The following is a 16,346-nucleotide window of genomic DNA, read 5'->3' as shown; positions in this document are numbered from 1 at the left end:
CTTTATAACTTGATATAATGTATATTGGTTAAAAAAAGTAGCTGTTATCAGGGAATATCAAAGCCAACCTAAAAAAAAAAAAGTACATCTACTGATTCTGTGTTTTCTCTACGTTTTCATATAATCCGTTTACTCATATGGATACATTAATAATGAAGGATGAATTCTTTGTTTCTATTTAAATTACTTAAATTTGCAATTATTTTTATTAATTCTAATTAAGTTTTTATGAGGATGGCGATTAAACAATGTACGTTTCTGTATTTTATTCCTATTATACCCATAAGTTTCAATTCTGATAAAGAATACAGTTCGTAAACCTCCTTATTTTTATTTTAAATAATTCCTATTTCAACAGTAATGAATAAATCTGTCACCAGTATTCTGATGATTTGTGGTGCTATTAGTGCCAATGCCCAGACTTCAACAACTGAAAAAAAAGACTCTACAAATGTGCAATCGATTGCGGAAGTTGTTGTGACATCTTCCTATGGAACCAAAAAGCTTAAAGAAGAAGTTGTGGGATCCATCGTAACGCTTACAGAAAAAGATATTAATGTTTCCCAAGCTTATGAAAGTATAGATAAGATGATTGCAGGGATGGCTCCCGGAGTACAGATTGTAAATAATACAGAACTGGGAAAGCCTGTAAATATAAATATTAGAGGACTAGGCTCTCTGGTTCCGCTTTCAGCAGTTTTTGGGACTTCTACACAGCCACTTATCATTATAGATGGTGTCATTATGAGAGAAGACAATCCCTTTGCTCAGACTTACTTTAATGGTGCAGAATCCAATTCCGAGATGAATATTAATCCACTGGCAAGGCTCAATACAGATAATATTGAAAGTATTAATATCCTGAAAGATGCAGCAGCAGTAGCACTTTACGGAGCTGAATCTGCCAATGGAGTGATCCTGATTACCACTAAAAAAGCACATAAAGGAAAACCGACTTATTCATTTACTACCCAATATGGAGTTTCTCAGAGTATTAATAAAATTAAATACCTGAACGGACAGCAGTATGCTCAGCTTTATAATGATTATTCTAAAAACCTTCCCAAGCCTGTAGCTTATCCATGGAATGGAGTAGATGTCAACTGGTTTGATGTAATGAACAGGAATGGTGATTTTTACAGGACCAACTTTACCACCAGTGGTGGTGGACAATATTTCACTTACCGGGTAGGGTTGGATTATTCAAAAAATAATGAATCCAAGGTCATGAATTCTTTGGAAAAAAAAGGGATAGATGCTACCATAGGCTTCAAATATAAAAAATTGAATATTAGTCTCTATGCGGCCTATAATAATTTCTTTAAAGAGCAGCCTAATACTTATTTCAACTTTATTCTGTCACCAGATAAAGCAATCTATGATGAGGATGGAGGCTTCAGACCAACAGGTACTTCAGGTATTGCTAATCCTCTTGCTGCAGCCACCCAAAATGTGATCAACGTTAAAAATAATTCTTTGCTTTCAAGTTTAAATATCAGCTATGAAATTGTAAAAGGATTAAAGCTGAGTACCCTTTTCGGACTTGATATCTCAGATAAGAAAAATACAGATTGGAAATCCGGGCTTAATGAAAGCGGATCCACGAAAACAAGCTTTGGGAAAAGCCGTATCAATACTTCAGACAGTAAAAAATGGAACTGGAGCACCCATTTGTATTACGAAAAGACTTTCTGGGAAAAACATCATGCTGACTTACTGGTTGGAATGGAGCTTCGTCATACAAAAGATTATAAAGAAGCTATCCTCGGAAGTAATTTTAAAGAGTATGCTACGTACCAGGATCCTTATAATGCTTTGGGCGGAACTACTTTCAGAGCTCTCACCCAGGAAGATAGCGGAAGAAGTTTCTTTTCTCAACTGAATTATGATTTTAATAAAAAATATTTTCTTTCTGCCAGTGTAAGGAGAGATGAAAGCTCTGCTTTTGGAAAAGATGTGAATGCATCCGTAAATGGAGGGATTGGTGCTTCATGGCTGATTTCCAAAGAAAGATTTTTGGAGGATAGCTCAGTATTAAGTTTTCTGAGACTTCGTGCATCTTGGGGAATTACCGGGAATTCCAGAATTGGAAGTTACCGCTCATCAGGGTTGTATACCGTTGCAGGAAACGGGTTTACTTATGACTATGATTATGCATACCCTGAAGTGACTTCACCGCAGAACCGCGAGCTCACCTGGGAAAAAAACGAAAAATATAACCTGGGAATTGATTTTAGCTTATTTAAAAAAATAGATTTCACTATAGAACTTTTCAGGAATAATATTTCAGATATGATTGTATCCAGAGATGTTCCCATCGAAACCGGCTATAAATCTGCAGAAATCAATGGCGCTGAAATGTATAATCAGGGAGTTGAAGTTTCTGTAAGAGCAAACTGGTTTAATAAAAAAAGTTTTACATGGAACAGCAGTTTCAATATTGCTACCGTAAAAAACAGAGTAACCGCTCTTTTCGGACTTGAAGAAAAATTTTCAACAGCTGCGTATGCCCGTGCCCAAAAAATTGGAACTTCAACTTCAGCGATATGGGGATATGAATGGCTGGGAGTTAATCCCGCAAATGGTCTAGACAGATTTATGGTAAAAGGAGTTCCTATGGATTCAGGAGAGTTTACTCCTCTGGATGCCACCAATTATACCATCATAGGTGATACCCAGCCTGACTTTACCGGAGGTTTAAGTAATACCATCCGATACAAAAATCTGAGTCTTTCATTCTTAGTGAATTTTGAATGGGGTGGAAACGTGCTGATTGCTAGTGATCTGATTGATAAATATACCATTCTTATTAACCGTAATGTAAGTGTTAACGCGTTGGATTACTGGCAGGCTCCGGGAGATATGGCCTCCAATAGAAAGCCTACAAATAAGCCTTCGATGTCGAATAATAGCAAATATGTATATGATAACAGCTATATCAAACTTCAGAACATTAATCTTAATTATAAGCTCCCTTTACATAAGATCAAAAACAGTTTTATCAAAAGTGCGAGCATATTTTTAGACTGCTCTAATGTACTGTACTGGTATAAAGAAAAATCTCCGGCCGGTAAAAACGGGATCAGGGAGTTCAGATATATGTATCCTGAAATGAGAACTTTCAGCTTTGGTTTTAAAGCAAATTTTTAAAAGTAAGAAAATGAAAAAAATATTTTTTCTGGCAATAGTACTGTTTTCTGCTGTTTCGTGCAGAGACTTTCTTGAGCATGAACCGGTAGAGGCTATTTCTATCACTACACAGCTAGCAACAAAAAAAGGAGTTCTTGAAGCGCTGAATGGCGCTTACAATCAGCTTCGTGACAATCATTTTACTGAAGCAGCCTACACCTACGGCGATTTACAATCAGGAAACCTTAAGTATCCTCCCAATACATCAGGAACCATTTCAGTACCGGTTAGGGTAGACAATGCCTATCAGTTTGATGACCAGCCGTCGGCAAGTAAGCTAAAGGACTATTATACCAACTCTTATCAGGTTATTAATAATCTTAATCTTATTTTGCAGTATGTGGATAAGCTTACCGATGCTACCTCCCAGGAAATTAACGAAATCAAAGCGGAAGCCCTGGCATTAAGAGCTTTTGTCCATTTCCAATTATTGAAATATTATGGCCAGAATTATACTTATACTCCTGATGCATCTCACCTGGGAATTGTTTACAATATTGCTCCTTTGAAAGTTGGAGTTGATTTTCCAAGCAGAAGAACTACTGCGGAAGCTTTTGATTTACTGGAAAAAGATATTACTGAAGCTTTATCATTGGTACAGACCCAGCATGCTATTCCTGCAGGAGAAAGCATCAATTTTATGAATCCAGCTGCTGTAAAAACTCTTGCTGCTGAAATCGCATTGTGGAAGAATGATTGGTCTAAAGCTTATCAGTATGCGGGAGAAATTATTACAGAATCCGGGCTCTCCCTTACTCCGAAAAATGAATTCCTTTCAAAATGGGCCCTTTCAGAAATGATTCTGTATTTTGCAAATACGACTGAAAATCAATCACATACTGCTAATCTCTATAATTTTAAAACAAGTACAAACAGATCCTCTTATGTAGCTTCGGAAGATATCTATAACCTTTATACTTCCGATGATTTGAGAAAACAGCTCTTTGAGACCCAAAATCTGAAAACATCCGTTACAGGAAGCTCTCAGTCTAATCTACCTTATTATTTCACGAAAAAGTATAAAGTCCAAAATTATAGTCCTGTATATCGCTTAAGTCTCGTTTACTTTATCCGTGCAGAAGCTTCTCTTCATCAGGGAAATGCTCTTCAGGCTTTAGAGGATGTGAATGCTATAAGAAACAGGGCGGGATTACCTTCATTAACACAAATTTCCATGGATGTTTTGCTGGAAGAAAAAAGAAAAGAATTTGTTTTTGAAAATCAATATTTTTTTGATCTTATGAGAAATCATAAAAATATTATCCGTAATAATGGGTGTATTGCCAATAACTGCAGCCCGTCATATCCCAACAATAGATTTGTTCTTCCCATTCCGCAGGAATCGGTGATGATCAATAGTAATATGAAACAGAATCCTGGGTATTAATGCCTGAGTCGCTTCTCAATGAATATAAACTCTTTAAAAATAATTATTGTATTATAACACTACGGAATAATGAAGAATATAATAAGTTGGATTTTTGTTTTTTTTGTGACAGTTTTTCTGTTTAATAATTGTCTGAGTACGGGAGTTAATAAAGAAGTTAATGATAAGACTTTTCTGATGACGAAACTCAGAAAGCTATATTCGTCAGGGGATATTTCAAGATGGCCCAAACCGCAATTGAACCCTGAAGCAGTTCCTTATTTTACGGAAATAGGTCATTTACCCGAAATACAGTTTCCAGAAGATAATCCTTATTCTACAGAAAAAGTACTTTTAGGAAAAACACTATTCTATGATCCCCGTCTTTCAGGGTCTAACCAGATTGCCTGTGCATCCTGCCATGATCCTGAATTGGGCTGGTCGGATAACCGTACTTTTTCTTTTGGGCATGACCGTCAGCTGGGTTCAAGAAACGCTATGAGTATCTTAAATGTTGCCTATGCTAAAACTTTATTTTGGGACGGACGTGCGGGATCTTTGGAAGAACAGTCGCACATGCCAATTCAGGACAAAAAAGAAATGAATGAACATATTGATCTTGCCACAGAAAAGATTGCCAATATAAAAGGATATGCCAGTCTATTCGAAAAAGCTTTTGGTGATAGAGCCGTGACAAAGGAGAAAATTGCAAAAGCAATCGCAACATTTGAAAGAACTGTAAAAAGTCCATCAAGTAAATTTGATCAGTTTATTGATGGGAAATCTGATGTTTTTACAGATAATGAAGTTATGGGTTTACATCTTTTCAGAACCAAAGCTCAATGTATAAACTGCCATAATTCAGGATATTTTTCAAATAATCGTTTTGAGAATATCGGAACATCGCTACTAGGTTCAAAGCAGGAAGATCTCGGAAGATATTTGATAACAAAGGATATTGCAGATGCCGGAAAATTCAGAGTACAGTCATTACGAGAAGTTACCAGAACAGGTCCCTGGATGCATAACGGTGCTTTTATGACCATGGCGGATGTAATCCATTTCTATAATAAGGGAAATCCAGAACCTCCTAAAAAACGGTCTACAATTTATGAAGGAACAGCATTAAATTCACAGAAATCCAATATGCTGAAAGCATTGAATCTTACCAATGAGGAAGTAGCTCAGCTAGAAGCATTTCTCGGAACACTCAATACAAAAAATCAAAGGATAACTCCCCCTAAATTACCGCAATAATCATTTATATGTTCTATCAATATATAGGTCTTTAACTAATAGGTCCTGCTTGTTAAAGCCATCCACATTCCTGGTGGCGCGGTTTTCTCCAAGTGATATTGACCTCTTTTTATTTAGTAAAAAATTATTATTTTTCATCACCTAATAAAAAAATATGTTTAGAAAAATCAGTATTATTTTTATTTTATTATGTTTAATCAATGCAAATGCTCAATCCTCTTTTATTTTCCAGAATCAGAAAATAAAGCCAGGTTCAAAGCATCACTTTTTAATACCAATCACTACAGGCAAAGATTCGAGTTTTGTCCCCATCACCGTTTTTAATGGAATTAAAGATGGAAAAACGATAGGTATAACTGCCGGAATACACGGTTATGAATATTCACCAATTATAGCATCTCAAAAATTAATAAATTCTATTGATGTCAAAAAATTAAGTGGAGTAGTCATCTTGGTTCAGATTGCAAATTTGGAAAGTTTTTTGGGAAGAACAGCTTATAAAAGCCCAATTGATGGAAAAAATCTAAATAGAACATTTCCTGGTAAAGCAGATGGTACAAATACAGAAAAAGTAGCAGATTTCATTACAAAGAAAATCATCGCAAGGTCAGACTATTTCCTCGATATACATTCAGGCGATGCACCGGAAGATTTAATGCCTTATTCAGCTTATTACAGTAATAAATCAATGCCGGAAGTTTCTGAAACTGGCAGAAAAATGGCAGAAGCGCTGGGATATAACTACAATGTAATTTTCAATACAAATGGAAAAAAATATATGGAAAAGAATGAACCGAGCTTATATACTACGGCTGAAGCGTTCAAAAGAGGAATTCCTTCTGTAGATATCGAGTGTGGAAGATTAGGATTGGTAGAATATACCAACGTAAACAATGTGGAGGACAGTGTTCTCAGGCTATTAGATCATTTATCATTTTTGCCTTACAACAAAATGAGCAAAAGAGCTGCTATTATTACCATTTCTGATAGAGACTACATTGACTCTGAATTTGACGGAATATTCTATCCTTCAAAAAAAGCCGGGGAATTGGTGAAAAAAGGTACAAAGTTAGGGCATATTACCAATTATTTTGGAGAAATTATCCAAACGGTTTATGCAGAAAATGATGGTTTTATTATGATGATTATGACAACGCCCCCAATTAAGAAGGGAGAGGGTATTGTTGTGATTGGTAAGGTTTAATAGTACGGAAATAAAAATGATTTACCGCTCTAGTTTTTTGCAGACTTTTGTGTTTAAGTTTTGTCGCAGGCTGAGCTAGAGATTTTTATTTGACGGAAATTAAAATAGGTTGAGTCAAAAAGCTATTAATTTTTATGTAAAATAGTTGCAAATTATTTATAAAAAAAAGGCTGTTTATCCAACCTAACACTATATTTACTTCTACAACAATAATTAATGTTGCCGAAATATCTTAACTGAGGTTTATAGAAAAACGCAAACTGACTACAATGGTTCATCAATTTACACACTCCAGAAATATCAGTCAATAAATTTTACGCTGGATATTCTATGTGCCAGAAATACTTATCAAAGTTGACAAAACGGTTATAAATCTTATAATTTAATTCTCGCTAAAAGTATTCAAATTCTAAAAACAAGATATTCATATTTTTAATGTCGCTAAATTTAAATACTTCAATTATAAAAATACGAAATATAATAGTATAGGATTCTTTAGTAATTTTTTAAGTGACTTGCAATCAGTTTTTTGATTAAATGGTTATAAAATGAATTATTTTTATAGTTGCACTGAATGTACTTGCGAATGTCAATTATTTTACAGGAGAAGCAGTTTAATATTCTAATTTATTAAACCAGTTAAATGCGCAGTAGAATATCACACTTTAAATTTGCCAAATAAAATAAACATTAAAATTACTAGAAAATGGCACAGCAAAACAAAAAAGCAGAGGGCTTCGGAATGCCTTGGGAACAAGTTTATGGTTATGCGCAAGCAGTTAAAAAAGGCGATACTGTTTGGATTTCCGGACAGCTTGGTCACAACGACAAAGGAGAACTGCCGGAAGGTATGAAGGCACAAATGAAGCAAACGTATGCCAATATTAAAGAATTACTTTCAAGATACGGGATGACGATGGATAATGTAGTAGAAGAGGTAATCTATGCTATGGATATGGCAACTGCATTTGAAGCAAGAAAAAGCTTTAAAGCAGAATATTATGATGATCCACAATTGGTAGCGAGTACTATGATTGGTGTTACAGGGTTGGCCTTACCAGGGCAGCTGGTGGAAATTAAAATTATTGCTACTGAATAACATCTTACTGAATTTTAAATCTTGATTGCGTTAGGAATTTAAAATTGTCATTCAAATCGTTAAAAAGGTTTAGATGTAAAGTCTAAGCCTTTTTTATTTAGTGAAATTGTTCTTAATTAAAATATTTTTTTGCATCACAATAGTTGAGGTAAACATATTAGATATTTAAACTAAAATATACTAGGAAATCGTATTGTATTTACTATGTTATTTTGATTCAAAGTTTACTGACTCAATGAATTGTGCGCTTGGGTTTGTTTTTTAGCATTCTACTCACAAGTTCAATTATAAACTAGAGGAATAAGTATATTACTAACGGTACACTACAACTGAAAGACGAAACCAGGCTCTCTAAAAGCAAGGAGAAGGACGTATTGATGTTTCATAAAGGGCGCCATTATCTTTAGATAATTGTTAATTGTATCAGGCTTATTAATTTTTTGCATGTATCTCTGGAAGGTTTAGGAATACAATACACTTTTCATTTCTAAGGAGATACGGATAAGGAAGATGAAGATATCATTAACGCAATTATTTCAGGTAAATATTCCGTAAAACAATTTTAACAAGCGCCTATGCGATATATACCGCCGAAATAAACACGGACCCGATTAAAAGATCAGCGAGTAGTAAAAAAGAATCAGCAGCAATACACATTTCTGAGTTTATAGCATTACTAAATATCACTTGTGGCAATCACAATGTCTATTTTAAATCGAAAATTAGGTTTGCAGCAGAATCAATGCATTTCTGAAAATAGAAATGATGGTTTGTAGATATGTTTTCAAATTCAGTGCGCTGTAAAAAATATCACTTACCTTACTGTTATTTGTGATGATAATAATATCAAAATTTAAGCTGTCGTAAAAGAATTAAAGATTTATTGCAACAGAATGAAATTTAAAATATAATATATGCTAAGACGTTTCATTATCGAAAATAGCTAATTCAAACATAGTTTTTACTGCTTCGCCGATAAACTTTCAAATATCATCCTAAATAATGATACTTTAGCTTAGATTGGTCATTAGTTATCCAATCAATTATTTATCAACATGCAGGAATTTCATTCTAAAACCGGTCAAAACTGGAAAACCCGTTATGTATCTATTTTTGTAGGGCAGACTTTTTCCCAAATTGGATCAGCAGTAACGCAATTTATTTTATTATGGTGGATTACTGATACAACTGGTGAGGTATCAGCTTTAGCCACAGCAGGTGTACTGGCATTTCTACCTCAAGCATTATTAGGTCCTATCGCAGGAGCTATTGCAGACAGGTATAACCGGAGAATGCTGATGATTTTTTCTGATCTGTTGAGTATGTTCTGTATCATCATATTAGTCTATCTTTTCTATACTCATCTCATCAATATTTGGCATATCTATGTTCTTGTAGCTGTCAGGGGAATTTTAACTACGATTCAGGATCCAGCCGCCGATGCAAGCATTCCGATGTTGGTTCCTGCATCATTTCTCAGCAATGCCGTCGGTCTCAACCAGACTTTAGGAGGTGTAATTACGATAGTCAGTGCACCTTTGGGAGCTTTAGCTATTGGACTATTACCCATTGAATGGGCACTTAGCATTGATATATTTACTGCCTTGGTAGGAATTCTGCCACTTCTTATATTCACTATACCACAGCATATAAATAAAAGTAAAAGCATTAAAAATATTGGAATTGAAATCAAAGAAGGTGTACAAATTGTTTGGAATAATAAAGGACTAAGGTATTTGTATTTTATACTGGGTGCAATGATTTTGGTCATTATGCCTTGCTTTACTTTCGTTCCATTGTTGGTAAAAACCTATTTCAATGGTGGGGCTCCTGAGGTTGCGGTTATCGAAGGGATTTCGGGGGGGGCAATGGTATTAGGAGGACTTGTTGTGACATTTTTTACTCCAAAGCGTAAAATTTTATGGATTATCTTTGGCTTTGCTGCTTCATGCTTTTCGATGGCAGCAACAGCTTTCGTTGCTCCTAGTTTATTTTGGCTTGCTGTCATTTTTTGGTCAATCAGCGGTGTGTCATTTATTTTAGGCAATGCACCTCTTACTGCACTATTACAGTTCACGATTCCTAATCAATTGCAAGGTAGAGCGTTGTCTCTTCTTACTGCAATTCAGGGGCTTGCCACTCCTTTGGGCCTTGGTATTGCTTTTTGTATAGGAGAATTAATGAGCGTAAATATAATATTTATCATAATGGGCATATTGGGTGGTGCCATATGTTTATTCGCTTTAACTTCCCGACAGATAAGAAAGTTGGAATAATACAGCAAAATACATATTCAAAATCTTTAATTTTATTAATAATTAGACCGTTAAGTGTATGAAGAATATTACCATAATAACTGTGGAGGACAATATGCAAAAGAAGGAGTTTCTAAATTTTACTCAAAGACTCTATGCTAATGACAAGAATTACATCCGTCCGATAGATCAAGATATTGAATGTATTTTTGATAGTACTAAAAATAATTTATTTGCAGACGGTGAGTGTCAAAGACTATTGTTCAAGATAGATGATGAAACAGTTGGTAAAGTCGCAGTTTTTATCAACAGATCTTACCAGCAGACACAGCCTACAGGAGGAATTGGCTTTTTTGATTGTATTAACAATCAGGAAATTGCAAATTTTATATTCGACTATTGTAAAAACTGGCTTAAGGAAAGAGGGATGGAAGCAATGGATGGCCCTATCAATTTTGGGGAGAGAGATAAGTTTTGGGGACTCCTTGTCGAAGGATTCAGAGAGCCGCTGTATTCAATGAATTATAATTTTCCTTATTATAAGGCATTATTTGAAAACTATGGTTTTAAAAGTTATTTTAATCAGCTTTGCTATTCCCGTAGGACCGATAGCGAAGTCTCAAGAGTTTTTAAGATAATGCATCAGAAACATAAGCTAAATCCGGCTATCAAGGCCGTAGCATTAAAAAAGAATAACTTACAAAAATATGCGAAAGATTTTACAACGGTTTATAACAAGGCTTGGATTTCTCATGGTGAAGGAAAGCATTTAACTGAAACAGAAACAATCAAAATGTTCGAAATGATGAAGCCTATCATCAATGAACATATATCCTGGTTTGTTTATGAAAATGATAAACCGATCGCAGTATGGCTAAACATACCTGATCTAAATCAATGGTTAAAAAGTTTTAAAGGTAAATTTGGTTTTATAGAGAAATTAAAATTTTTATGGTTAAAAAAATTCAGAACCAATCATACGATGGTAGGAATGGTATTTGGAGTAGTTCCCGAATGGCAAAAAAAAGGTATTGAAGGGTATCTGATATGCGAAGGTACCGAACATCTTTTAAAATTTACTGATTTTGAAACTATTGAATTACAATGGATCGGTGATTTTAATCCTAAAATGATAAAGATCGCAGAAAGCCTTAACTCAACGGTAACGCGTAAACTATCAACGTATAGATATTATTTTGATGAAAATACGATATTTGAAAGACATCCCATCGTCTAACTATTTCACAAATTGATATACAAAATAATGTTTTAAATCAATACATTTTACATATCTCGTAACAATTAGATACTATTTTCAAAAACATGTAAGGTCTAAATATTTATCCCTCATCATCATAAAAAAAGCTGACTCAGAATACCTTACTAAGTCAGCTAATTTTGAAATCAATTTGTTCCTCCGCCCAAGGCGCGGTAAAGATCTATTTCTGCATTCGCTTTTTCCAGGCGAACATTAATCTGTTCTAGATCATTTTGTAATTTATTATTTTGTGCAGTAATGACTTCAAGGTAATTTGCCATTCCGCTTTTATAAAGCTTCGTAGCATCACTAATGGCTTTATCTAATATCTTAGTTCTTTGTTCAAGCAAGCCAAGTCTTTCTGAAGTTCCTTTGGATTTTGCCATTGCATCGGAAACTTCTGATACTGCGTTCATCACTGTCTGGCGGAAATTTATCGCAGCTTTTTCCTGTTCTATTTTTGCAGTTTCATACGCCGTTTTAAGCTGGCGTTTCTGAAGTAGCGGCATCGCAAGATTAGCAGCAATTGTTTTGGTTAATGAGCCTGGTAAATCGAACCAGGTATTAAATTTGAATGAGTTCGCACCGATTTGCGGTGTCAGGCTAAAGGTAGGATACATCGCCGCTTTAGCTAAACCTGTCTTAGAATTTAAACTGACAACAGCGAGTTCTGCTGCCTTAACATCTGGTCTTCTGCTAAGCAAGCTTGCGGGCACGCCATTCAATAATATATTATTCTCCGATACTTCTTCCAGTGTTCCGCCTCTCTCTATAGCAGTTGGATACGTTCCACACAGAATGCTTAGCGCATTTTCCTGGACTGATATATTCTGCAATGATAGCGGTACCAGTAGTTCGGCCGTTTTTTTCTGCGCCTCAGATTGCTGTACAGCTAATGCATTAATTAACCCTGAATTAAATTGCAGATTCATCATCTTAAGCATATTATCGCTTAATTCAATGTTTTGCTTAGCAATTTTGAGCTGTTGGTCCAGCGCAAGAAGATTGTAGTAAGATTGAGCAACCTGGACAATAATCCTGCTTTTTAAAGCCTGAAGATTTTCTTTTTGTGCAAGATAATCAGCAGCAGCAGAAGTTTTGAGCATTTTTGTCTTTCCCCAGATATCAGCTTCCCATGACACCTGAAGTGTCGCATTGAAATCATCTATATACTTAGTTCCGGCAAACTGCTGGTTTAGTGATCCGTTCAAACTATTATTCGATGCCCAGCTTCTGGTTACGGATCCTGATAAATCAACCGTTGGAAGTATTGAGTTTTTAGCTTGTTTGTATGCAAGGTCCAGTTGATCTATGTTTTTAAGGGCAACCTGAACGTCATTATTTTTATCCAGTGCTGTTTCAATAAGTTTTGAAAGCTGTGGGTCCTTAAAAAATGTTTTCCAGGGAAGCGTAATGGTATCTGCCGTTACTGTAGTTGCGTCTTTGTAATTTTCAGGCAGATTGAGATCTGTTCTCTTATATTTTTCTCCTACAGCGCAGGACACCATTATTGATGCCGCTACGACTGTAAAAAAGTATTTTTTTAAATTAATTGTTTCCATTGATCTGTACATTTTCATTAGTGGAGTATTTCTTCTTGGAAGATAATTTTTCATCAAGAAACTGAAAAAACATATAAAGTACCGGTATTACAAATACCCCAAGAACCACACCGGTAAGCATGCCCATAGCAGCACTTGTACTAATGGATTTATTACCTGCAGCCATTCCTCCCGCAGAAAGCATTAGAGGAATCATTCCTACAATGAATGCTAAAGAGGTCATAATGATTGGTCTTAATCTTGATTTTGCTCCCTCCAGTGCTGAGTCTAAAATTGAAAGTCCATTCTTTCGTCTTTGCAGTGCAAACTCTACGATCAAGATCGCATTTTTTGCTAGAAGTCCGATCAACATAACTAATCCGACCTGAACATAAATATTATTGTCATAGCCTATTGCAGTAATACCCAAGAATGCCCCTAATATACCTGTAGGAATAGATAACATTACTGCTAATGGGAGTATATAACTTTCATACTGAGCAGATAATAGAAGATATACAAAGAGTAAGCATAAACCAAAAATGGCTATAGTCTGATTACCAGTTGATTTTTCTTCCAAGCTTAGACCCGTCCATTCATAGCTGTAGTCTGAAGGCAGAGTGTTTAGTGTGCTCTCCACCCTGCTAATCAGTTCACCATTACTTACTCCTGGTTGTGGAGTAACATTAATGCTTAAAGCATTATAAAGGTTGTATCTGCTTACGGACTCCGGTCCATATACTTTTTTCAAAGTCACCAATGTGCTCACAGGAACCATTTGGCCACTCAAATTCTTCACAAAAATATCATTAAAAGCATTCTCGTCCATTCTGAAAACTCCGTCTGCTTTTATATTTACTCTATAAAATTTTCCAAATCGTGAAAAGTTTTGTGACTGATCACCAGAGAAGTAGGTTTGAATGGTTCCTAAAACATTTGATACCTTAACCCCTAATTGATCAGCTTTATCTTCATTAACTTCCAGCTCAAGTTGAGGATAATCTGCTCTAAACATAGTATATGCATATGCTACTCCCGGAACCTGCATCAGTTGTCCAATTACTTCATCTGCTTTAGCCTTTAAAAACTTAGGATCTCTAGCCATACGATCCTGCAGAATAATTTCCGCATCATTTGTCATACCGTAACCTTCAACCGGGGGCATTCTGAAAGTAAGTATTGTTCCTTCCTTAATAGCGGCTAACTCCTGATTAACGATTTCCATAATCTCATCAATATTCTTCACTTCGCCCCTGTTTTTTTTGTCTTTAAGCTTTACAAAGCCCATTGCATACACTGATCCTGAGCTGTTACTTAACATATTAAAACCTGTAATTGAAGTATTTTCTTTAACAGCAGGTAGTTTTTTTATGATGGTGTTTATTTTTTTTGATACTTCTGTTGTTTCGGTAAGACCAGTTCCAGGAGGCATGGTCAAGCTATACATGAAAAGACCGTCATCTTCCATTGGTACGAAACTCTTAGGTGTACTGGTCATCATCCAGGCTGAAGCTGCTATTATGAGTGCAATAAGCCCTGCTGAAAGCCATTTCTTAGAAATTAAAAATCTGACACCCTTTACATATCTACCTGTCATATTATTAAAACCGGCATTAAATGCTGTAGCAAATCTTTTTCCAAATCCCTGCTTTTTACCATGATCATCACCGGCATGGTGGTTTTTCAAAAATACTGCGCATAGAGCAGGTGTCAATGTCAATGCATTGACTGCAGATATAATGATGGCAATAGCCAAGGTATAAGCAAACTGCTTGTAAAATAGACCGGCAGATCCGGACATAAAACCGATAGGGATAAATACTGCTGACATTACAAGTGTAATGGATATTACAGCTCCGGTGATTTCACCCATTGCTTTATGAGTTGCTTCTTTCCCGGTCAGGTTAGTGCCTTCCATATTACTATGAACGGCCTCCACCACAACAATAGCATCATCAACCACAATACCAATGGCAAGTACAAGAGCAAAAAGTGTCAACACATTGATTGTAAAACCGAGCACCAAGAGGAAAAAGAATGTACCGATAATAGCGACCGGAACTGCAATTGCCGGAATAATGGTTGATCTGAAATCCTGCAGGAAAATAAATACAACAATAAATACAAGGATAAATGCCTCAATAAGTGTAGACTTTACCTGCCCTGTTGCTTCGTCAAGTTTTTCCTTGGTACTAATAACTTTACTGTACTTAATTCCAGGAGGGAATGACTTTGACAAACGTTCAATGGATTCATTTACACCGATTTCAATATCATTAGCATTAGAACCGGAAGTTTGCATAATTCCGATAGTAACGGCATTTTTACCGTTAGATAAGTTATTACCGCTGTAAGATATTGAACCAAATTCGACGCGTGCTATATCTTTTAGTCTTATAATATTTGCAGCATCATTTTTTACTATAATTTTCTCATATTCTTCAGGCGTGTTTTTCTTACCTTTATATCTTATAATATATTCTAATGCAGCATTGGACTCTTCGCCCAGTTTTCCGGGTGCCGATTCTAGACTGTGTTCTGCAATTGCATTTGAAACATCGGCCGGCTCGATTCCGTATGCGGACATCCTTTGTGGATTAAGCCAAATTCTCATTGAATAATCTTTGGCTCCATATACCTGTGCCTGTCCAACACCTTTTACTCTTTTAATCGATGGTATCAGGTTAATATTAGCATAATTCTGTAAGAATTTTTCATCATATTTGCTATTATCATCCGTGTAGAGATTGAACAGCATAACCATACTGTTTTGCTGTTTTGACGTGGTAAGGCCCATACGTATCACTTCCTGCGGCAGGATAGGAGTAGCCTGTTGTACTCTGTTCTGAACATTAACGGCTGCTTGATCAGGATTTACGCCTTGTTTGAAAATGACAGAAATTGAAAATGTACCATCATTACTCGCGTTAGACTTTATATACTGCATGTCCTCAACACCGTTAATCTGTTCTTCGAGTGGAGTAACTACAGATCTTATCACCGTTTCGCTGTTTCCGCCGGGATACGAGCCGGAGACCATAATTGTTGGTGGGGAAATATCAGGAAAACGCGTAACGGCAAGTTGATTTAATCCAATAATTCCCAGGATGACAATGATTAGGGATATAACCGTTGCCAAAACCGGGCGGTCTATAATTTTTTGCAACATTTCTTAAT

At 35.7% G+C, this 16,346-nt stretch carries 9 protein-coding genes; 7 read left to right on the top strand and 2 right to left on the bottom strand.

What is annotated here, in order from left to right:
- Positions 1-360: 360 nt before the first annotated feature.
- From V0410_RS07835 to V0410_RS07805, 7 genes are all read left to right on the top strand, one after another.
- Positions 361-3,150 (top strand): SusC/RagA family TonB-linked outer membrane protein, encoded by a 2,790-nt coding sequence (locus V0410_RS07835; RefSeq protein ID WP_330747019.1) that lies wholly within the window; start codon positions 361-363, stop codon positions 3,148-3,150.
- A 10-nt stretch (positions 3,151-3,160) separates the two neighbouring features.
- Positions 3,161-4,576 carry a RagB/SusD family nutrient uptake outer membrane protein gene (locus V0410_RS07830; RefSeq protein WP_330747018.1) on the top strand — a complete coding sequence of 472 codons (1,416 nt, stop codon included), beginning with the start codon at positions 3,161-3,163 and terminating at the stop codon, positions 4,574-4,576.
- Positions 4,577-4,753: 177 nt separating this feature from the next.
- Positions 4,754-5,812 carry a cytochrome-c peroxidase gene (locus tag V0410_RS07825; RefSeq protein ID WP_330747017.1) on the top strand — a complete coding sequence of 353 codons (1,059 nt, stop codon included), beginning with the start codon at positions 4,754-4,756 and terminating at the stop codon, positions 5,810-5,812.
- Positions 5,813-5,966: 154 nt separating this feature from the next.
- Complete coding sequence (locus tag V0410_RS07820) at positions 5,967-7,016, top strand: succinylglutamate desuccinylase/aspartoacylase family protein (protein ID WP_330747016.1); 1,050 nt, start codon at positions 5,967-5,969, stop codon at positions 7,014-7,016.
- Between the two features lie 706 nt (positions 7,017-7,722).
- Positions 7,723-8,115 carry a Rid family hydrolase gene (locus V0410_RS07815; protein WP_330747015.1) on the top strand — a complete coding sequence of 131 codons (393 nt, stop codon included), beginning with the start codon at positions 7,723-7,725 and terminating at the stop codon, positions 8,113-8,115.
- A gap of 1,055 nt (positions 8,116-9,170) precedes the next feature.
- Positions 9,171-10,391 carry an MFS transporter gene (locus V0410_RS07810; protein ID WP_330747014.1) on the top strand — a complete coding sequence of 407 codons (1,221 nt, stop codon included), beginning with the start codon at positions 9,171-9,173 and terminating at the stop codon, positions 10,389-10,391.
- 58 nt (positions 10,392-10,449) lie between these two features.
- Entirely contained in the window at positions 10,450-11,607 is a 1,158-nt protein-coding gene (locus tag V0410_RS07805; protein ID WP_330747013.1) for a hypothetical protein, read from the top strand.
- Positions 11,608-11,774: 167 nt separating this feature from the next.
- Here the strand turns inward: V0410_RS07805 and V0410_RS07800 are convergent, their stop codons facing one another.
- Positions 11,775-13,190: an efflux transporter outer membrane subunit gene (locus V0410_RS07800; RefSeq protein WP_330747012.1), complete on the bottom strand. Its 1,416-nt coding sequence runs from the start codon at positions 13,188-13,190 to the stop codon at positions 11,775-11,777.
- Positions 13,177-16,338 carry an efflux RND transporter permease subunit gene (locus V0410_RS07795; RefSeq protein WP_330747011.1) on the bottom strand — a complete coding sequence of 1,054 codons (3,162 nt, stop codon included), beginning with the start codon at positions 16,336-16,338 and terminating at the stop codon, positions 13,177-13,179. Before V0410_RS07795 ends, V0410_RS07800 begins: the two co-directional genes overlap by 14 nt.
- Between the last annotated feature and the right edge of the window lie 8 nt (positions 16,339-16,346).

The organism is Chryseobacterium sp. CP-77 (assembly GCF_036362765.1).
Classification (GTDB): Bacteria; Bacteroidota; Bacteroidia; order Flavobacteriales; family Weeksellaceae; genus Chryseobacterium; species Chryseobacterium cupriresistens.
The sequence above is the reverse complement of the archived record's forward strand: the minus strand, read 5'-3'. Positions and strand labels throughout refer to the sequence as shown.

Coding starts and splice junctions, on each gene's coding strand:
- V0410_RS07815 (WP_330747015.1), top strand. CDS start 7,723: ATGGCACAGCAAAACAAAAAAGCAGAGGGCTTCGGAATGCCTTGGGAA.
- V0410_RS07805 (WP_330747013.1), top strand. CDS start 10,450: ATGAAGAATATTACCATAATAACTGTGGAGGACAATATGCAAAAGAAG.
- V0410_RS07825 (WP_330747017.1), top strand. CDS start 4,754: ATGACGAAACTCAGAAAGCTATATTCGTCAGGGGATATTTCAAGATGG.
- V0410_RS07830 (WP_330747018.1), top strand. CDS start 3,161: ATGAAAAAAATATTTTTTCTGGCAATAGTACTGTTTTCTGCTGTTTCG.
- V0410_RS07810 (WP_330747014.1), top strand. CDS start 9,171: ATGCAGGAATTTCATTCTAAAACCGGTCAAAACTGGAAAACCCGTTAT.
- V0410_RS07795 (WP_330747011.1), bottom strand. CDS start 16,338: ATGTTGCAAAAAATTATAGACCGCCCGGTTTTGGCAACGGTTATATCC.
- V0410_RS07820 (WP_330747016.1), top strand. CDS start 5,967: ATGTTTAGAAAAATCAGTATTATTTTTATTTTATTATGTTTAATCAAT.
- V0410_RS07835 (WP_330747019.1), top strand. CDS start 361: ATGAATAAATCTGTCACCAGTATTCTGATGATTTGTGGTGCTATTAGT.
- V0410_RS07800 (WP_330747012.1), bottom strand. CDS start 13,190: ATGGAAACAATTAATTTAAAAAAATACTTTTTTACAGTCGTAGCGGCA.